Annotated in this window: 17 protein-coding genes; 1 reads left to right on the top strand and 16 read right to left on the bottom strand. The window is 41.7% G+C overall.

All coding sequences use genetic code 11. The features are described from left to right. Positions 1–3 precede the first annotated feature (3 nt). The 10 genes from HXT50_RS00365 to HXT50_RS00320 form a co-directional block, all read right to left on the bottom strand. Entirely contained in the window at positions 4–942 is a 939-nt protein-coding gene (locus HXT50_RS00365) for a recombinase family protein (protein WP_421776865.1), read from the bottom strand. A 280-nt stretch (positions 943–1,222) separates the two neighbouring features. Next, positions 1,223–2,641, bottom strand: a complete 1,419-nt coding sequence (locus HXT50_RS00360) for a class I SAM-dependent RNA methyltransferase (RefSeq protein ID WP_421776864.1) — start codon at positions 2,639–2,641, stop codon at positions 1,223–1,225. 82 nt (positions 2,642–2,723) lie between these two features. Next, positions 2,724–3,545 (bottom strand): DUF3159 domain-containing protein, encoded by an 822-nt coding sequence (locus HXT50_RS00355; protein WP_004573927.1) that lies wholly within the window; start codon positions 3,543–3,545, stop codon positions 2,724–2,726. A 24-nt stretch (positions 3,546–3,569) separates the two neighbouring features. Next, a complete protein-coding gene (locus tag HXT50_RS00350) occupies positions 3,570–4,334 on the bottom strand; it encodes a DUF3710 domain-containing protein (RefSeq protein WP_004105066.1) in 765 nt (254 codons plus the stop codon). A 179-nt stretch (positions 4,335–4,513) separates the two neighbouring features. Then, positions 4,514–5,380, bottom strand: a complete 867-nt coding sequence (locus HXT50_RS00345; RefSeq protein WP_421776863.1) for an exodeoxyribonuclease III — start codon at positions 5,378–5,380, stop codon at positions 4,514–4,516. Between the two features lie 179 nt (positions 5,381–5,559). After that, the gene (locus tag HXT50_RS00340) at positions 5,560–7,584 is read right to left on the bottom strand and encodes a dipeptide ABC transporter ATP-binding protein (protein ID WP_004105069.1); all 2,025 of its coding nucleotides are present in this window, start codon (positions 7,582–7,584) and stop codon (positions 5,560–5,562) included. Between the two features lie 24 nt (positions 7,585–7,608). Next, positions 7,609–8,601 (bottom strand): ABC transporter permease, encoded by a 993-nt coding sequence (locus HXT50_RS00335; protein WP_004105075.1) that lies wholly within the window; start codon positions 8,599–8,601, stop codon positions 7,609–7,611. 12 nt (positions 8,602–8,613) lie between these two features. After that, positions 8,614–9,540 carry an ABC transporter permease gene (locus HXT50_RS00330; protein WP_004105077.1) on the bottom strand — a complete coding sequence of 309 codons (927 nt, stop codon included), beginning with the start codon at positions 9,538–9,540 and terminating at the stop codon, positions 8,614–8,616. A gap of 201 nt (positions 9,541–9,741) precedes the next feature. Continuing rightward, positions 9,742–11,370 carry a peptide ABC transporter substrate-binding protein gene (locus HXT50_RS00325; protein WP_101885958.1) on the bottom strand — a complete coding sequence of 543 codons (1,629 nt, stop codon included), beginning with the start codon at positions 11,368–11,370 and terminating at the stop codon, positions 9,742–9,744. Between the two features lie 384 nt (positions 11,371–11,754). After that, positions 11,755–12,723: a tyrosine recombinase XerC gene (locus HXT50_RS00320; protein ID WP_421776862.1), complete on the bottom strand. Its 969-nt coding sequence runs from the start codon at positions 12,721–12,723 to the stop codon at positions 11,755–11,757. 85 nt (positions 12,724–12,808) lie between these two features. Between HXT50_RS00320 and HXT50_RS00315 the strand changes: the two genes are divergently transcribed. Then, entirely contained in the window at positions 12,809–13,102 is a 294-nt protein-coding gene (locus tag HXT50_RS00315; RefSeq protein ID WP_391496356.1) for a DUF6725 family protein, read from the top strand. A gap of 23 nt (positions 13,103–13,125) precedes the next feature. Here the strand turns inward: HXT50_RS00315 and HXT50_RS00310 are convergent, their stop codons facing one another. The 6 genes from HXT50_RS00310 to xerD form a co-directional block, all read right to left on the bottom strand. Continuing rightward, positions 13,126–14,229, bottom strand: coding sequence for a prephenate dehydrogenase (locus HXT50_RS00310; RefSeq protein ID WP_421776861.1), 1,104 nt, complete (start codon positions 14,227–14,229; stop codon positions 13,126–13,128). Then, positions 14,223–15,221 (bottom strand): prephenate dehydratase domain-containing protein, encoded by a 999-nt coding sequence (locus HXT50_RS00305; protein ID WP_004573916.1) that lies wholly within the window; start codon positions 15,219–15,221, stop codon positions 14,223–14,225. The genes HXT50_RS00310 and HXT50_RS00305 overlap by 7 nt, the downstream gene beginning before the upstream one ends. 136 nt (positions 15,222–15,357) lie before the next feature. After that, a complete protein-coding gene (locus tag HXT50_RS00300) occupies positions 15,358–15,765 on the bottom strand; it encodes a hypothetical protein (RefSeq protein WP_004573915.1) in 408 nt (135 codons plus the stop codon). A 42-nt stretch (positions 15,766–15,807) separates the two neighbouring features. Next, positions 15,808–17,733 carry a translational GTPase TypA gene (gene typA / locus HXT50_RS00295; RefSeq protein WP_004105095.1) on the bottom strand — a complete coding sequence of 642 codons (1,926 nt, stop codon included), beginning with the start codon at positions 17,731–17,733 and terminating at the stop codon, positions 15,808–15,810. A gap of 191 nt (positions 17,734–17,924) precedes the next feature. Continuing rightward, positions 17,925–18,764: a ParA family protein gene (locus tag HXT50_RS00290; RefSeq protein WP_004105096.1), complete on the bottom strand. Its 840-nt coding sequence runs from the start codon at positions 18,762–18,764 to the stop codon at positions 17,925–17,927. Between the two features lie 48 nt (positions 18,765–18,812). Further along, positions 18,813–19,772, bottom strand: a complete 960-nt coding sequence (gene xerD / locus HXT50_RS00285; protein WP_004105098.1) for a site-specific tyrosine recombinase XerD — start codon at positions 19,770–19,772, stop codon at positions 18,813–18,815. Positions 19,773–19,791 lie beyond the last annotated feature (19 nt).

The following is a 19,791-nucleotide window of genomic DNA, read 5'->3' as shown; positions in this document are numbered from 1 at the left end:
TTTTCATCTTTTCGAGCTATATTTTTTCTTCTTTCTTATAATAGTTCCGTCCTCTCCAACTTCCACATTACTCCGAGCCGCCATCTCAAGCTCAACCGCTTCAAACTTCTCTTTAGAAATAATGCCTGCATGATGATCTGTATTCAAATACTGACAATCCGCATTTCCCGGAACAGCAATCGCCACATCGCCTGTATATTTACGCCTAGTCAAAGTGCTCTCAACAGCCCGTTTACTCCAAATATCTTTTCCCTTTGGAGACTTAACACCTCTACTTTTTAACCTTTTAATAATACCGCCGATACTTAATCCTTTTAAATACCAGTCAAAAATATCTCTTACCACTTGTGCTTGGTCTTCATCAATAATAAGCATGCCATGCTTATCTTTTTTATAACCATAACAAGCCCTGCTATAAAGACCTGATGTGCCATCTTCTGCCCTACGTCTTAATCCCCAAACAATATTCTCGCTACGCCAATCATTCTCTGCTTGACTACAAGCTTGAACCACACTGATTAAAAGTTCATCATCGACAGTTTCCGTATCAATCTTATCTGTCTCAAAAATAATTCTCGTGCCACATGATCGAATCTTTCTAATAGCCTCTAATCCTTCTTTCGTATCACGACCAAAACGGCTCACACTTTTAGTAAGAATAATATCAATATTACCTTTCTCGCATTCTTCAATCATTCGATTAAACTCGTTTCTTGAAGATCCAACCTTAGCTGAAGCAACATCAAGAAAAATATCAGCAACAAACCAACTCATGTGAGAAGCAGCAAGACGAGTAAGACCAGACACCTGAACAGCAAGACTATCCAACTGCTCTTTACGATTTGTGCTCACACGAGCATAAACCCCAACCGCATAATCCTTAATTACACGCTGAGGATGGATGACTATCACATCTTTATTTAGCTCATCTATCTTATCCATAGCCATCTCTCCTTATTATTAGACTAACGAAACTTAGATTTCTTCTCCATGATAATTAGCCTAAACCTTATTTTCCCACTTCACCACCCTGGGTGCAAAGTGGGTGCACTTTTTAACGTTATCCATCCTGTGCACTCGACCCTAGAGCGTCGACATGTTTCCTCAAACAGCCAAACTGCGCCCAAAAACCGCGCCAAGCCAGCTTACAGCCGCCACACGCTAAACCTTTTAACGATAGCCCTCGCTAAACCCTGCTACATAAGGGCAAAAATGCACCCACCTAATCAGCCCTTGACATCAATACGACACTCTCGACGTGGTGAGTGTTGGGATATATGTCGAACGCGCGCAAAGACTGAACGCTGTAACCAAGCTCCTTAAACGTGCCAACATCGCGAGCAAGACTGGTCGGATCGCAAGCAACATACACAACGCTTCTTGCTCCAGACTTCGCAATCTGCTTACAAACTTGAGCTTTAGCACCAGCGCGAGGAGGATCCAACACAACAACATCCGGATGCGCAAATCGGCGCACAATCTTAGATGACTCACTCGCCTTAAACACCTGCGATTCAAGCGTTTGCGCAACATCGCCTTGCAAAGCTTCAACAACATCTCTGCTAAGACCTGCGCGCCCAATGTTTCGCCTTGCATTCTTTACAGCAATCGGCGCACCCTCAATACTAAGCACACGGACTGGCTCTGCAGAACCAAAAGCGCCAGCAGCGCAAGAAGAATCTCCGCCAATATTAGCCAAAGTCGCAAGCGGAATCGTAAACAAACCAGATCCAGAATACAAATCCCACAAAACCGTATTCTTAGTACGCCCACCAAGCGCAGAACGGACTAATCCCAAAACGTAGTTCACCAAATGCTCTGGAGCTGCGCGATGAATCTGCCAAAAACCACGCGCGTCAACATCGTAATCAAAAGTACGCGCACGCGATGAATCACCATCAACCGCAACGCGCACGCGCTCTCGCAACAAAGCCGATCCTGCAACCAACTCATCATTTACTATAAGCGCATAATTTTCGCCAATCGCACTAAGGAGCGCAGACTTATCACCAGAAACACCAAAGTCCAAACCCTCAACTCGAGGCTCTGGAACAGCAAGGCGAATTTGCGAATTTGGCTCAAATTCTCGATTCCACAAATCCAAAGAATTCGCAACAGCTAAAACAGCGCGCGACGCAAGCGGCATAGTATCAATCGCAATGCGATCATGCGACTCACGCTTTCGCATAGACAATCGCCCTTCATCATCAGCAACCAACTCCATGCGCGTACGCCAATTAAATCCGTTAAGCTCCTCATCACCTAGCATTCGCTCAACTCTAACATCGTTATCCGCAACATCCATATGCGCTAAACGCTGGAATTGATTGGCAATTACGGAAGCCTTCCAACGAATCTGCCCAGGCAAAGAAACGTGAATTAAATCCGCTCCTCCAACTCCACCACCCTGAGCCAAAGGACCAGCGAGTTTCCATTGCGGCTCTACACGATCCGCGCTAGGCTCCAAAACTTCCACAACTTCGCCAGTAAAAAAGTGCGCTTTTGCACGCATCGGCTCATCCATGCGCACAACAACCAGCTCACCAGGTAGCGCAAATCGCACGAATACAACGCGTCCGTCAAGATGACCTACACATCTGCCTTGATCCGCATATCGCTCGATTCGCATCGTCACTTGCATAAACTACCCCTTAGTTTTGCGTTTTGTTAAGCCGATTTTTTGCTAAGCTTATTCTCTAACACTGATTTTAGTTAAGCTGATTTTAGTTAAGCTGATTTTCTTCGCTATGCTTCTCTTCACGATTTTTATGATGTAGACGCATAAACGGCGTTGCAATAATCAAGTAAGAAACCCAAATTGCGAGCGCCCAGAACGGCAATCCCATAATCAAGCGAACGGTACCAAGCCACACAACGTGATTCGTCAAATATAATGGCACTTGCAAAACGAGCCTCAGCACAAAAACAGCAATCCACAATCCTGTCACATACATATACGCTCGCTTAAGCGGCTTATAATCGAGCCATTCGTGAAGCCACGCACCAAAGTTTTCTGTAGGCATTTTGCGAATTGACTCAATCACAATCCCTAAAGCAGGCACGCGCACAATCAGCGAAATAGCAAGAAGAGCACCATAAACAGCATTCGTAATAAAGCCCATCATATAGTAGTCGCGCGCTTGGTGACTCGTCCACACCCAAACAAGGCAGATTCCAATGGAAATAAGTCCACTAATTGCTCCCATAAGCGATTGCCTCTGAATAAGACGAATCACAACTTGCAAAACAGCAATCACAGCTGACACAATAACCGTTGTTTGCACATTTCGTGTTACAACAAAGCAAATAACAAACAGCAAGCCGGGCAGCATGGATTCGATTACGCCTCGAACGCCACCCATTGAATCAATTACAGAAAATGTAGACCCTTCGGCTCCGATTGAAGCCAATGTCGCTAGTCCTGAGCGTTTTTTGGTTCGCGCAGAATCGTTGGTTTGCGCAGAATCGTTGAGTTTTACTTCATTTGAAAACTCTTGCGAAGAAAACTCTTCTTCGGATTTCTGTAAAGATTCTTGTGAATCCATTCAATTAACTTTCTACTACTTGCATTATCTAATTTCAGCAAACATTGGACCGCGTGTAAGCGTAGTTTTTACTTCTACTTGTTGGTCGTAACCTAATGGTTTATCGTCTTTTTTTAGTGCATTATTAGCATCTTCATCAGACGTATTATTTTCCCCATCTTTACCGCTATTTTCTGCATTTAAAGCAGCTTCTTTTTCTTCTCTAGTTATTGGATCATGCATAGGAATAAAATCGCGAGGCGCAAGCGGCTCTTCACCACGATTTACAACAATCCCCTTAAACCATTCGTCTAATTGTTTTGTTTCGTTATTATTATCTGCAAGCTCTGTTGCTGCAGGTCCAGAGAATACTCCGCGAAGCATCCACCTAGGACCATCAACGCCAACAATACGCGTTGTAATGGTTTTTTCTCCAACTTTTACAGGTAACAGTAGCTCAGTACCAAATTCGCCTTGTACTGTACACGCTTGACTATTACCATCAAGCAAATCTTTGCACACTTCTAGCCAGATACCAGATGTTTTAGGCGCAGCAAAAGCTTCAACTTCTACGCTTGAAGAACCATAAGTTACTGTCATACCAAGAACTTGCGATGTTTCATGCTGCTTTTTTACTCGCAACTCAATGCCTTGAAAGTATGGAATATAGATTGAACCAAAATCTAGATAATCGCTAAAATCAGGAGCATCTTCATCATTGAAATCCCATGGACCAGTTTTTACCTCTACGATTTTGTCTTCAACTTTTGAAGATTTTTCTTCTTCATGTCGGCCAAATAACCAACCCATTATTCCTCATTTCTTAAAACAACAAATCTACAAAAATATATTTATTACTTATTATTGTAAATTGCCTAACTTCACCAGAATAGCACAAGCAAAGCACTGAAAAATTTGCGTATATAGTACATTCATATACACATGTGATTACTTAGTTATTTCACATTATGCAAATTAATACTTACGCATCACACGTCATACTTTATACTTAACGGCGCGTGATCAGACCATCGCGCATCATAGCTTTCAGCACGATCGATCACAAATCCGCGAGCGCTTTCCGCAATTTCAGGAGTTGCGAACTGGTAGTCTAATCTCCAACCAACGTTATTGTCGAAAGCTTTACCGCGCTGGCTCCACCAAGTGTATGGTCCTTGAATATCTCCTGCAAGCATACGCATAACGTCCACAAATTCATATTCGTTAATCCAGCGATCAATATACGCACGTTCCTCTGGCAAGAATCCTGCACTTTTTTCATTAGCTTTAGCGTTTTTAATATCAAGTGAAGTATGCGCAATATTAAAGTCACCGCACAAAATCGCTTGATTTCCGCCACTTGCTGCTGCATCTCGAAGCTCCCCTAAACGAGTAAGCATTGTGTCTAAAAAGCGGAATTTTTGTTTCATTTTTTGCGGATCGTCCACATTTCCAGCGTGAACATACACAGAAGCAATAGTGATTTCATAGCCGTCAGGAGTACGCACGTCAGTTTCAACCCATCTACCAGAATCAACATCCTCGCTTAAGCCAGGCAAACCGTAGCGTTTGTTTACTACAGGAAGAGACGTAACTAGAGCTACTCCAGCTCGACCTTTTACACGACAAACTTCATTCGTATAAGTAAAATTATCGTTTTTTATAGAATTTACGATATTTTCAGACGTACGATATCCCATTTCAATTTTTGTCATAATTGGGTCGATTGCATCCTGCGGAGCGCGCACTTCTTGCATACACCACACGTCTGGAGTATGCGCGTCAGACCAGTTAAGCATACCTTTGCGCTCAGCTGCACGAATACCATTTAAATTCGAAGTCGTAATTGTAATCATGTAATCAACTCTAATATGCACACAACACAAACAGCTCCATCACTAAACAACGGACATAAATCACGCAACCAACACAGATTACAAGTTATGGATTACTCAACCAATAAACACGGAATTAATAGAAAAATAAAAAGGTGCAGATTCTATAAAACCTGCACCTTTTTATCAGCTTGTACTATTTAGTCTAAACCAAGCTCCAAATTTCCTCCTGGAATTGCATCGAGCAAATCGCGAGTGTATTCCATCTGTGGATGATCGAATACCTCATCTGTAGTTGCATGCTCAACAAGCTTTCCATGCTGCATAACAACAACTTCGTCTGCAATCTGACGAACGACAGCCAAATCGTGTGTGATGAACAAATAGCTCAAACCACGCTCTGCCTGCAAATCGTTAAGCAAGTGCAAAACCTGATCTTGCACAAGCACATCCAAAGCAGATACAGCTTCATCGCAAACTATAACATCTGGGTCCAAAGCCATAGCACGAGCAATTGCAATTCGTTGACGCTGTCCTCCAGAAAGTTCGTTCGGGAATCGAGTCATAACTGAAGCAGGCATACGAACCATGTCTAGAAGCTCTACCACACGGTTTTTACGACTCTTTTTATCACCAATCTTATGAATACGCAGAGGTTCTTCAATTGAACGATAAATTGAGTACATAGGATCCAAAGAACCATACGGATTCTGGAAAACTGGCTGCACATGGCGACGGAAGTCAAGCAAATCCGCACCCTTTAAATCGGAAATATTCTTACCTTCGTAAGTAACAGTTCCACTTGTTGGCTTAAGAAGTCGCAAAACCATATTCGCAACGGTAGATTTACCTGAACCAGATTCACCAACGATAGCTAACGTTGTACCACGCTTAATAGAGAATGAAACGTCGTCAACAGCCTTAAAAAGCTCTTTCTTGCGAGGAAGCTTAAACTCACGAGTTAAGTGATCCACAGTAATAATATGCTCACTTTTTTCAAGAGTTTGCTCACCTACTACGTGATGCTCAAGCAAGTTATCAGCGTTACCACCGTGTTCTTTAACAGAAATAATGCGCTGAGAAGCTAAGCTTGGAGCGGCAGCAACAAGTCTCTTTGTATACGGATGCTGAGGATGCTGCAAAACTTCCAACGATGGGCCAGATTCAACAACACGACCCTTATACATAACAACAACATGCTGCGCGCGAGAGGCAGCCAAGCCTAAATCGTGTGTAATGAAGAGAACAGAAGTTCCGAGCGAATCAGTTAGTGTATGCAAATGGTCAAGAATACGCTTTTGCACAGTAACATCCAAAGCGGAAGTTGGCTCATCTGCAATAAGCAAGTCCGGTCGGCAAGCCAAACCAATAGCAATCAAAGCGCGCTGACGCATACCGCCGGAAAACTCATGTGGGAACTGACGTGCACGAGTTGCAGCATCTGGCAAACCAGCTTCGTCAAGCAAACCAGCAATACGATCTTCAACGCTTGCACCTACAACATACTTTTTGGCGATTTCCCAAGCTTTGTCGTCATTCACACCATATTTGATTAAATCGTCTGCTACGCGCCAACGAGTTTCAGAGCCTGGAACCCACTCTTTCTTGTAGTAATCAATAGCTTCATTGAACTTTTCAGCATCATTATGCTCATCAAGCCCAACTTCTTTCAAAGCTTTCTTAGCGACTTCAATCAAATCTGGTAATTCTTTAGAGCCAAGGAATGTTTCATCCTCATTGCTTTTGACTTGAACAGAATCGCCTGCAAGAGCCTCAGCTAATGAAGAACGCTTCTCGTGATCAACGTCAACACCATTTGCGATTAATGCTTCTTTAACTTGTTCGCCAATACGCCACACGGGGTTCAAGTTGCTCATAGGATCCTGCGGAACTAGACCCATTGCAGTACCACGCAAAGCAGCAATCTCTTTTGGCTTCAAACTGCTAATTTCTTTACCCTTGAGCTTAATAGATCCACCTGTAACATGACCGGTTCCAGGAAGAAGACCAAGAACAGCCATTGCAGAAGTGGACTTTCCTGAACCAGATTCACCTACAATTGCAACCCACTGACCAGGATAAACACAGAAGCTAGCATCTCTAACAGCATGAACAGCTTTTTTTGAGTCTGTTGTGAAATCAACCTGGAGATTTTTTACTTCCAACAATGGCCCTTGCTCTAGCTGCATGGCGCGAATGTCTATATCTTTACGTGTTGTATTCATAAGTTTTATTCCTCCACGCTAAATTCACGCCTTACGGCTCTTCGGATCTAATGCATCCTTTACAGCATCACCCATCATAATAAAGGCGAGCACAGTAATTGCGAGTGCAATAGACGGATAGAACAAGACTTCTGGGTTCGTAGTAAGAACATTTCTAGCGGTAGAAATATCTCCACCCCAGCTGACAGTAGTACTTGGTAAACCAATTCCAAGGAAGCTTAATGTTGCTTCCAACACAATATAAGTTCCAAGCGAAGTTGTTCCAACAACAATGATTGGAGCCAAAGAGTTCGGGATAATGTGTTTGAAAAGATTACGTATTGGAGTAGATCCTAAAGCAGTAGATGCGGTATTGAATTCAAGATTTTTTGATTCCATAACAGCGCTTCGTGCAATACGAGCAACGCTAACCCATCCAAAAAGCACCATAACAAGCACAATTTTCCAAATTGATTTAGATGTACGGAACATTTGTAAAACTACGATTGCACCAAGAAGCATTGGTAAAGCCAAGAAGATATCAGTTATTCGGCTGAGAATAGTATCAACCCAGCCTCCGAAGAATCCTGCTAACGCACCAATTAAAGAACCAACAAGTACAACCAAAATAGTTGCAAGCAAACCAACACTTAGCGATGTACGAGTACCATAAACAACTCGAGCATAAATATCGCAACCTTGCATATCAAAACCAAATGGATGCGCGGCTGAAGCTGGCTCAAGAGAGTGTTCCAAAACGCAATAATTAGGATTGTGCTTTGTAAGAATGCTTGGGAAGAATGCAACAAAAATAATTGCAATAATCAAAACTGCAGAAACAATAAACAATGGATTCCTGCGCAAAGTTCTCCAGGTATCTGCCCACATACTCGTTGCAGCAGCGGATTCGTCTACGGAATCCACTTCTTGAATAGGCGTATCGTCTAATGGTGCAACGTAGCGTTCTTGCCCCGGTAATATATTGCAATTTGAAGCATTATTTGCAATCAAATCATTTTTCATCAAATTATCTTCCATAGTGTACTCCCCTCACGCGTAACGAATGCGCGGATCAAGAGCCGCGTACAACATATCAACAAGAAAATTGCTAAATACAAATATCAATGTCAAAAGCGTGACAATGGAAACAACAAGGTTTCCTTCTCCTTTTAGAATCCCTTGATATGTGAGGAATCCAACGCCATGAATGTTGAAGATTGTTTCCGAAATCATTGCACCGCCCATAAGAGCACCCAAATCCTGGCCTAAGAAGGTGACGACAGGTATAAGCGAGTTGCGCAAAACGTGGCGAACAATAACAGAGCCTTCTTTTAAGCCCTTTGCACGAGCTGTACGCACATAATCAAGCGAAATATTTGAAGAGATTTCAGATCTTGTAAGTCGAATGATATACGCCATAGACACAGAACCAAGAACCATTGCAGGAAGAAGCAAATCGAAGAATCCAGGATCGTTACTAGCTGTAACTGGTAATATACGCCATTTAACACCAAATAAGTATTGTCCTACGAAACCTGTCACAAATGTTGGAACAGAAATAAGAAGAAGTGATACAACCAGGATCACACTGTCATACCACTTGCCTTTCTTCAAACCTGAAATTATGCCAAATATGACACCAAATATTGCTTCGAAAGCGAATGCCATAATTGCTAGTTGAACAGTAACTGGGAATGCACGACCAATTTCATCGATAACTGGTTGACCTGCAAAAGTATGACCAAAATCGAGGGTAAGAGCATTCTTTAAGAATAGTAAATATTGAATAATAAATGGTTTATCTAAGTTATACTCGGCTCGTATTTGTGCAGCCACTGCAGGATTAACAGGTTTTTCTCCAAACATTGCTTTTACTGGATCTCCAGGCAAAGCAAATACTAAAGCATAAACTAATAATGTTGTGCCGAGAACAACAGGAATCATCTGCAAAATACGACGCAGAATGTACTTACCCATCGAATTCTCCTTGAATTGTTAAAACTTACTCAAAAAACAACAAAGTGCCGCTCCAGCTCAATAGTTTTATTTAACTAGTTTAGCTGGAGCAGCAATTTCGCAATAAGCGATATCAAATTATTGAGAGGAACCAACTAGTGTTACTTACTAACTTTCTAAAAAGTATGTAACACTATGCTGTTTTCTTAATTAGCTACCAGCTTATTTGTGAAGCTGATAGTACAGCGGCATATTCTGCCAATCCATTGTGAAGCCCTTCAAAGTTGGAACCATTACAGCCTTAGCGTTCGAGTAGAACAATGGGACAGATGGAAGATCCTCAAGAAGGATTTCGTTTGCTTGCTGATAGAGCTTAATAGCCTCTTCTGGCTTAGAAGATGCAGCTTTCTTAAGTAAATCGTCGAACTTTGGATTCTTATAATCACCTTCGTTAGAGCCATTGCCATCAGCTGCAACGGAAGCAAATTCCTGAGTCAAGTAATTTTCTGCACTTGGATAATCTGGCATCCAACCTGCACGCCATGCACCCTTAATCTGACGCTTAGCGCAAGCATTACGGAATTCCTGGAATGTAGGAATTGGGGTGGTTTCAGCCTTGATTCCGAGATTATTCTTGAGGGAATTCACAACAGCATCAAACACAGACTTTGCATTTCCATCGGCATTGTAGGAGAAAGTAAGAGATCCATCATACTTAGAAATCTTATCTGCTTTAGCCCAAAGTTCCTTAGCTTTCTTTGCATTAAATTCTACGTTCTCGTGACCCTTAAGATCAGCCTTATAGCCTGGAGTCAATGGAGAAGTAAATTCGTTTGCAGGAGAAGCAGTGCCATTGAGAATCTTGTCGATAATCACCTTACGATCTATAGCCATAGAAATAGCTTGACGACGAAGCTTACCTTCTTCAGTCTTTACATCGAAGTGTGGGAGGCTTGAAGGAATAGTGAACTGCTGGATTACAGAACCTGGACGGTTGTAAGCCTTAACAGTTGTATCCTTCTGGAAAGTCTTAGTTTGGGTATCTGGAATATTATCAGTCATATCGAGGTTTCCAGCCTGCACATCGCGGTATGCAGCGTTACCATCTGTATAAACCTTGAAGGTTACGCCATCATTCTGAGCTTTGCGCGGACCATTGTAATCAGGATTCTTTACAACTTCGATCTGCTTGTTGTGATCCCAAGACTTGAACAAGTATGGACCAGAAGAAACAGGCTTTTCGCCATAAGCCTTTGGATCCTTGTAGAAGGATTCCGGAAGTGGAGCAAATGCCAAGTAGCCAACCTTAATTGGGAATACAGAATCTGGCTGTTCCAGATCAACGGTAAAAGTATTTTCATCAACAACCTTCAAACCAGAAAGCTGTTCGTCACCCTTAGTACCATCCTTCTGCAAATCAGCATAACCCTTAATGGTTTGGAAGAAGGAAGCACACTTCTGAGCATTCTTAGCGTTAGCGACGAAGCTCCAAGCCTTCACAAAGCTTTCGGCTGTAATAGGAGTGCCATCGCTGAACTTCTTTCCTTTCTTAACCTTCACGGTGTACTGGGTAGCATCAGCATTTGGAGTGATGCTTTCAGCATCCTCATTTACAGGATTACCTTTTTCATCGAAAGTTACCAACGTGGAATTAACCAACATGGCAGGACGAGCGCCAGCATTTTCGTTAATGTTTCCAGGGACTAATTCGTTTTGTGGCTCAGAGTTTGAAACGGTAATAATAACCTTGCCACCGTTTGTTTGTGCATTCTTAGCGGAAGAGCCACAGCCACCAAGTAACATTGCCAGCGAGCAGGCAGCAGCAGCGAAAGCCAAAGCCCTATTCTTCATATATTTTCTCCTAACGTCTGGTAGGCAGGATTGTCATATCACAAAAAGCCAAGCATCAGCTAAAACATAAAAATCCATCCGGTTTTTATTGCCAGATGGATTCTCGCAAGCCAATGACGAGGCCTCTTCGTTGATTAAAATTCAATGATACGTATTTTTACAAACAATGCAATAGTAAAAGAAAATTGAAAAAAATATTGTATATTAGTAATAATTAATTATTTAAGTCTAGATTTAATTATAAATACCGAAAATTTTATTATTTATATAGTAAAATTTATTGTTTTTTACAGGTATATGTATATTACAAAAATGTAAATTAACATATTTATTATGTAAAAAACATGTTAAATATGAATAATTGAATACTTAAAGCATTTAATATCATGCACGCGGAAAAGCTTGAGAATACTTACGTTTTAAAGATTCAATAGAAACATGAGTGTAACGCTGAGTAGTATTAAGCGATGAATGACCCAATAATTCCTGCACTTCGCGTAAATCTGCCCCTCCATTCAACATATGCGTAGCAGCACTATGCCGCAAAGCATGAGGAGAAATATCCGGAACATGCGCACTCTTAGCCTCATCATGCACAATCCGCCTTACCAAACGCTGATCGATACGCTTTCCGCGAGTACCAAGAAATACTGCCTCTTCAACAGAATTCCGCAATAAAATTTCTCGTCCATCTTTAGAAATCCAAGCAGATAAAGCTTTATAAGCAGGAACCCCAAAAGGCACAACACGCTGCTTATTTCCCTTACCAGTAACTTTTATAGTGTGCGAGGAAAAATTAATATCCTGAATATTTAAACTAGTAAGCTCACCAACACGAATACCAGTCGCATATAAAAGCTCCAGAATTGCAGCATTGCGAAGTCCTACAGCTTTCTGATTTTTGGTACACGAAGATGAAACATTAGCTTTAGAATCAACATTATTCATTAATGATTCTGCTTGATGTTCATCCAAAACAGATGGTAGCATGTTTTTAATTTTTGGCGTCATTAAAATTTCTGCAGGATTACTGCTTATGTATTCAACATGCTGACACCACGCAAAAAAACCACGCACCGCAACTACTCTGCGAGCCAAACTTGAACGCGCATGACTTCGCGACTCATCAGCCATCCACGAACGCAAATCATCCGTAGTAAGCTCTGAAATATTATTAAATCCGTGCCGATTACACCATGCTAAACATTGCAAAATATCACTGGCATAAGCTTTCTGCGTGCGTTCACCCAAGCCTTTATTAGCACGAACATAATCAATATAATTATCTATTAAACTCATATATTTAGAAGGTAAACCTAAGAAATTTTCAGAAACAAATTTATTGTTGCTCATGCTTAACTCACCCTTCCATAAAAGTTTAAAACAAAACGTTTGCCATATACTTCAGTCACATGCATAATACAACAAGGAGCATGTTATGAACACACAAACACGGAATTTAACTACACTACCACAGCAAATACCTGCAGGCTCGCGCATAGTAGTAAGAACTTACAAAATTATAGAAGACAATAACAATGGAACACAAAAAATCGAGTATCATGATGCGATTGGGCACGTACTCGAGTGGGACGGGGTAATGCTTCACTTACTTCGAGATCCTGCAGCAAACGGCACTAGAGCTGCCGAAGAAATGTTCATTGATGCCAACACTATTTACCGATTAAAGCCAATCCCAGAACGCAAATTCCAAAAGCCGCTTAGTGTGTAGAATTGTCTGATGAGGAGCAAGTTTTACACATTTCTCAAGGAAGCATCTGAGCGCAATAGTAGTTGCGAAGATTCGTTGGTATTAAATCCGTAAAATTCAATAATGAATTCACCTGAGCGCGCGGATTCTAGTAATTCCTGCTGCCAATTGATTTGAGAATCATACTTCCACAATCTGCTATTTGCATCATCATTTTGCTTAGCATCGTCGCTTTGTTGCGTACTAGTTTTAGATGAGTTGCGCTGCTGGTATTTATATTCTCTCCAAGATTGAGCTTTAGCAAAAAACTCTTGCTCTAAAGCATCCGCGATTTCAACATCATTATCTAACATATTTGCAGCAAAAGTTAGCTCAGAAATTACGGAACGCAATAATTTCGCAGTATTATGCCGATTTTCACTTACCATAGCACGAGTGCGTTGAGGATCAGTAAGAGCAACTCGTGTCATATCTCGCCAGGAACCTGCAGATAGTTGTAAAGCAATAGCACGATTAGATTGTTCACATAATACGTTTGCAAGAGCTGTTGCAACAACATGAGGCGTGTGAGAAATAAGAGCTGCAGAATTATCGTGCGTTGCATCATCCAAAACTATTGCGCGATTCTTGCATAACGAAACAATCATTTGCAAAATATTTCTAACTCGCCAAAACTCAGTAGAATCATCAACAGTTAAAGCCCACAAAGCACCATTTAAAAGCTCATCACTAGAAGCTTTCCAACCAGTAAATTCACTACCAGCCATCGGATGCGCACCAACGTAGCAATCTTGCAAACCTGCGTCTTTTACTTGCTCTCGAACTAAAGTTTTTACGCTGCCAACATCGCTAATAGTTGTGCAAGATTTGTCAATATAAGGCGCAATTTCATGCAAAATACTTGGCATAGCGGCTAAAGCATTGCATAAAATCAAAACATTTGGACGAAGTTTTGCTAAATCCTGCACTTTTTCTACGCAAGTAATTCCTAAACTTTTAGCTTCGTCATAAGGCTCATTATGACGATTCCATGCATATACGTTGCAATTTGCCAGTTTAGCAAGTCGTTTTGCAAGAGATCCACCAATAAGACCAAGACCTACAATGCCAACAGAAAATTTTTGCGAAAATTCAGCATCTTCTACCATAATAATTCTCTTTCTGCACGCATTACGTTCAAATTACGTAAAGCATCAACTGAAGGTTCAACGCACACTCCACCATGAGGTAGCATCCAATCATTCATCACCGGATTCTTGCGTTTATCAGAAGAATACACTGCTAAAACTCGAACCCAATCACCATGTTCAACAACCTCTTGAATCATAGCTTTACACGTAGAATCCCAAGGAGCAGCATCAACAGTTGCAATAAAACTGTATAAACCATCCTGCCCTTTAATTGGTCTAGACATAAAGGAAGTCATATTAAGGCCATGATCTCGCACAACATCAAGCAAATTTGCTAACACTCCAGCACCTGTAGAACGCGGAATAAACGCAATAATTGATGAAAAAGATGAAAAATTTTCTCGCTGCACATTAACAAAATCTAAAGCCTGATCTCGAGGAGCTAACACTAAAAATTCAGTGCGCGCGCCAGAAAAATCTTCAACTGCTTCGCTCACAATCTGCCTATTGTATAAATCAGCACAAATTTTAGGACATAAAGCAACTTCGCCAGGAACTAAATCCCTACAAGCAGCAGCATTTGAAGACGCAGTTTTTTCTTGTAAACCGCGCTCTTGAGAAAACTTACGACATTGCGCCAACGCGTGAGGGTGAGCAACAATAGTAGAGCAATTATCGATTGAATCTGATTTGCAAACAACAGCATCAAAACTAATATCAACGCCTATTCGAGCAATACCAACCATATTCTTTGCATCAATGAGTAAATCTAAATTAGGTATTACAACGCCTTCAATATTGTTTTCCCACGCAATAACACCCCAATGGTGATGCTCTTCAATTTCACTAGCAATACTAAGAACATTCTCGCAAGCAGTTGGAATAAGTCGCAAATTATCAAATGATTGACATTGTTCTTGAACTTTTAAAGATGCATGATGAGTAAAAGAACCTTCCGGTCCTAAATAGCATAATTTACGAGCACTCTGACTGTTCTTATTACCATTCATGACTATTCCTTAAAAACTGTTGCAGTTAAGAATATTGTAATCAAGACTACTGTAAAAAATACTGCTTAATACTGCTTTTATGCAAAACTTAACTCTAAGTCACACTTAGATTATTGCAAATTCTTTACTTATTTTACTATTCAATAACAAACCAACGCTGAGGCATACAAAGCAAAACTAAGTGAGCAACAAGAATGCCGAAAAGCCAAAAATATCCAACATATTGCGAACACCATGGCAACGGTATTGTGAAACCAACAGGTACAAGAATTGCGCTACCAACAAAATCTAAAGCAATAAGCCAAGCTACAAATGAAAAAACTATTGCGTGAATAAATAATCCACTCCAACCACTACGAGATCTTGCACACCAAGCAGACAAAAATAGCAAAAGCATAGATAATGCAAATCCGTAAGGAATATTATCCACTGCACCGCAGCGATGAGCAAACGTACCAATCAACGCGCATATTAGCGCAGAAACACACGTGGTCGCATACCTGCCCCACGAAGGCAAGCGATGCGACCACGGTTTCGACGACATAATAAGCCTAACGTTCCATCACTAATTGGTATATTGCGATTATCATGCAGCGTTGTTGTTTTGACGACGCTGCTTAGCACGCCACTTGTACCACTCATCGCGGCTCAAAATAATCTTGCGCACGCGAATTGCTTCAGGCGTAACTTCCACGCACTCGTCTTCGTTAGCGAAGTCAAGAGACTCTTCCAAGCTCATCTTAATTGGTGGAGTTAAAGTTTCAAGCACGTCAGCAGTTGAAGAACGCATGTTAGTCATGTGCTTAGCAAGCGTAATATTTACATCCAGCTCATCTGGCTTATTGTTAATACCAACGATTTGTCCTTCGTAAACTGGGCTTTGTGGATCAACGAAGAAGATACCACGAGCTTGCAAACGCTGCATAGCATAAGGAGTTGCAACACCCTTGCGATCGCAAACCATGGAACCATTCTGACGAGTCACAATCTGACCAGCCCATGGAGCATAACCAGCGGAAATAGAGCTTGCAATACCAGTTCCGCGAGTAGCAGAAAGCAAAGCAGTGCGGAAACCGATAAGACCGCGAGAAGGAACAGTAAATTGCAAACGAACCCAACCAGAACCGTGGTTGCTCATAGAATCCATACGACCCTTACGATCAGCCATAAGCTGAGTGACGGTACCCATGTATTCTTCTGGGACATCAATCGTAGTGCTTTCCATAGGCTCATTAATTTGACCATCAATAGTCTTGGTAACGACCTGAGGACGACCAACTGTAAGCTCGTAGCCCTCGCGACGCATCTGCTCAGCTAACACAGCCAAAGCAAGCTCGCCACGACCTTGAACTTCCCAAGCATCTGGGCGCTCAGTTGGAATAACCTTAATAGAAACGTTACCAATAAGCTCGCGATCCAAACGATCCTTAATCATACGAGCAGTAAGCTTATGATCTTTGCCTTCAGTTCCAGCAAGAGGAGAATCGTTCACGCCGAAAGTCATAGAAATTGCAGGATCGTCGACATGAATCAATGGAAGCGGCTTTGGATCATTCTGGTCAACGATAGTTTCACCAATCATAATGTCGTTCACGCCTGCAACAGCCACAATATCGCCAGGACCTGCAGAAGCTACAGGAGTGCGCTCCAAACCTTGAGTGCGAAGAAGCTCAGAAACACGGAAGTTTTCAATGGAACCATCGACACGAGAAAGACCGTAAGTCTTGCCCTTTTCCAAAGTACCATTGTAAATTCGCACTAAACCAAGACGACCCAAGAAGTCAGAGGAATCAATGTTTGCAACATGAGCTTGAAGAGGAGCGCCTTCTTCGTATTCAGGAGCTGGAATGTTTGAAATAATAGAATCAAACAATGGCTCCAAATTATCGTTATCCGGAAGAGCACCATTCGCAGGCTGATTAACAGAAGCATAACCAGCTTTAGCAGCGCAATAAATTACTGGCAAATCAAGCAAAGCGTCGAGATCGAGGTCAATACCTTCCTCAACAACATCCTGAGCCAAGCCAAGAAGCAAATCTGTAGATTCGCCAACAACTTCTTCAATACGAGCATCTGGACGATCTACCTTATTTACGCACAAAATAACAGGAAGCTTAGCTTCCAAAGCTTTACGAAGCACAAAGCGAGTCTGTGGAAGAGGACCTTCAGAAGCGTCAACCAACAAAACAACGCCGTCAACCATAGAGATACCACGCTCGACCTCACCACCGAAATCAGCGTGACCTGGAGTATCAATAACGTTAATAGTGATACCTTCTGGATGACCATACTTTTCAGCTAATGGACCTGTGTACTGAACAGCAGTGTTCTTAGCAAGAATAGTAATGCCCTTTTCGCGTTCCAAATCATTGGAATCCATAACGCGATCTGGAACTTCTTCACGCTCAGAAAATACGTGCGACTGCTGAAGCATGGCGTTTACCAGAGTGGTCTTACCGTGGTCTACGTGCGCCACAATTGCCACATTTCGAATATCACCGCGAACAGTCATCACAAACCTCTTCCATTCTTCGCGCTTAAGTAATTATTAACATGCAACCATTTAAGCTATAAACATCAACTAAAACAGTAGCCATATACCTTATTGACGAGCGCCCAAATAGGTAAGCTGCCAAACCGCACCGATTTTACTAGCGAGCTAAGACAGCTTTACAAAACATACTAACGCAGAATCACAAGAACTTAAGCAACAACACCTTTAGCAATAAGCTCACGCGCAACTTCGCGGTACTCTTTTGCAGTCTTGTGCTCAGGAGCAAAAATAGTGATAGGAACTGCAGCAACTGTAGAATCTGGCAGCTTAATAGAACGCGAAATCACGGAATGCAAAACTTTATCTTGGAAAGCTTCATAAATGCGCTGCAACACTTCCTCACTATGAAGCGTGCGAGTATACATAGTGACAAGAACTCCAAATACTTTAAGATTTGGATTAATACGAGATTGTACCTTCTCAATTGACTGCATAAGAAGAGCCACGCCTCGAAGAGCAAAGAACTCTGCAGCAAGTGGAATAATCACGCCATCAGCTGCTGTTAACGCATTTACAGTAAGCAAGCCGAGAGAAGGCTGGCAATCAACTATAATAACGTCGTATTCGTCACGCACTTTGCGTAATACACCTGCTAATATTTGCTCTCGTCCTACTTCGGTTACTAACTGAACTTCAGCTGCAGATAAATCAATATTTGCAGGAATAATATCAATATTTTCTGTTTCAGTATGACGAATTACGTCGTGAACGTCCACAGACGAATCAAATAATGCCGTATAAACTGTATTATCAAGCGCATTTGCGTTAATTCCAAGTCCAACTGTTGCCGCACCTTGCGGATCGAAATCAACAATCAAAACGCGACGACCATACTGACTTAGTGCGCCAGCAATATTAATGGAACTTGTAGTTTTACCAACTCCACCTTTCTGGTTGCACATTGCAATAATGCGAGCAGGACCGTGTGAAGTTAACGGCTCTGGTGCATGAAAAGTTTCGTATTCGCGTCCAAGTAAATCAGTAGGCATGCTCCCCACTTTATCAACAGGTATACTCACGAAACTCTGAGCATAAAATTATTTAGCTCGAGGATGACTCATTACGTAAGCTTCAACTAATGCGTCAGGACTAATATGCGTATAAATTTGAGTTGTTGTAACTGAAGCATGTCCAAGTAACTCTTGAACTGTGCGCACATCAGCACCACCTGCAATAAGATGCGTGGCAAGAGAATGGCGCAGCGTATGCGGATGCAATGGTTTGTCAAGTTTTGCACGCTCGCCAGCTTGCGTTACTATTGCCCATGCTGATTGGCGAGAAAGTGCATTACCTCTCTTATTTAAGAAAATTGTGTGCAATTCACGTTTGCCCTTGGACGCTAATTCTGGGCGAGATTTCTCCATATAGTTACGAAGAGCACGAACAGCACACCCACCAATCGGAACTAAACGCTGCTTAGAGCCTTTACCTGTAAGTTTTACAACGGACTCATTTAAATCAATATCTTCGAATTTTACGCCAACTGCTTCCGAAATTCGCGCTCCAGTAGCGTATAAAAACTCGAGAAGCGCAGTATCTCTAATCGAAATAGCATCGGAACTTCCAAAATTCCCTGCAGCTTCAATAACTCTATTTACTTCTTCAATACTTAAAACATCCGGTAAGTAGTCTGCTTGTTTTGGAGCTTTTACTTGCGCTGAAACGTCAGCTTGTATGTCACCATGAGCAAGCATAAAGCGATGCCACTCGTGAATACTTGCAAGTCGACGCGCAACTGTCCTAGTCCCCAACCCTAATTCATTCAAAGTTCGAATATATGATTCAATATCTAATTGAGAAATAGTAGTAATATCTTTTATTTTTCGTTCGTCGTAAAGCCAGCATGTGTAATCTTGCAAATCTGAAGCGTATGCAGATACTGTTTTTTTCGAAAGACCACGCTCAATATCAATATGCGCAATAAAACGTTGAATATGAAGTGCAAACTCTTCAGGAATATTATTTTTCCTATTGTCAGAATCAAGATTTGAGCGCATAAAAATAATTATAGCTAAT

This window comes from Gardnerella sp. KA00243, assembly GCF_049244105.1.
Lineage (GTDB): Bacteria > Actinomycetota > Actinomycetes > Actinomycetales > Bifidobacteriaceae > Bifidobacterium > Bifidobacterium leopoldii.
Note: the sequence above shows the minus strand (reverse complement) of the source record. Positions and strands in the feature narration are given on the sequence as shown.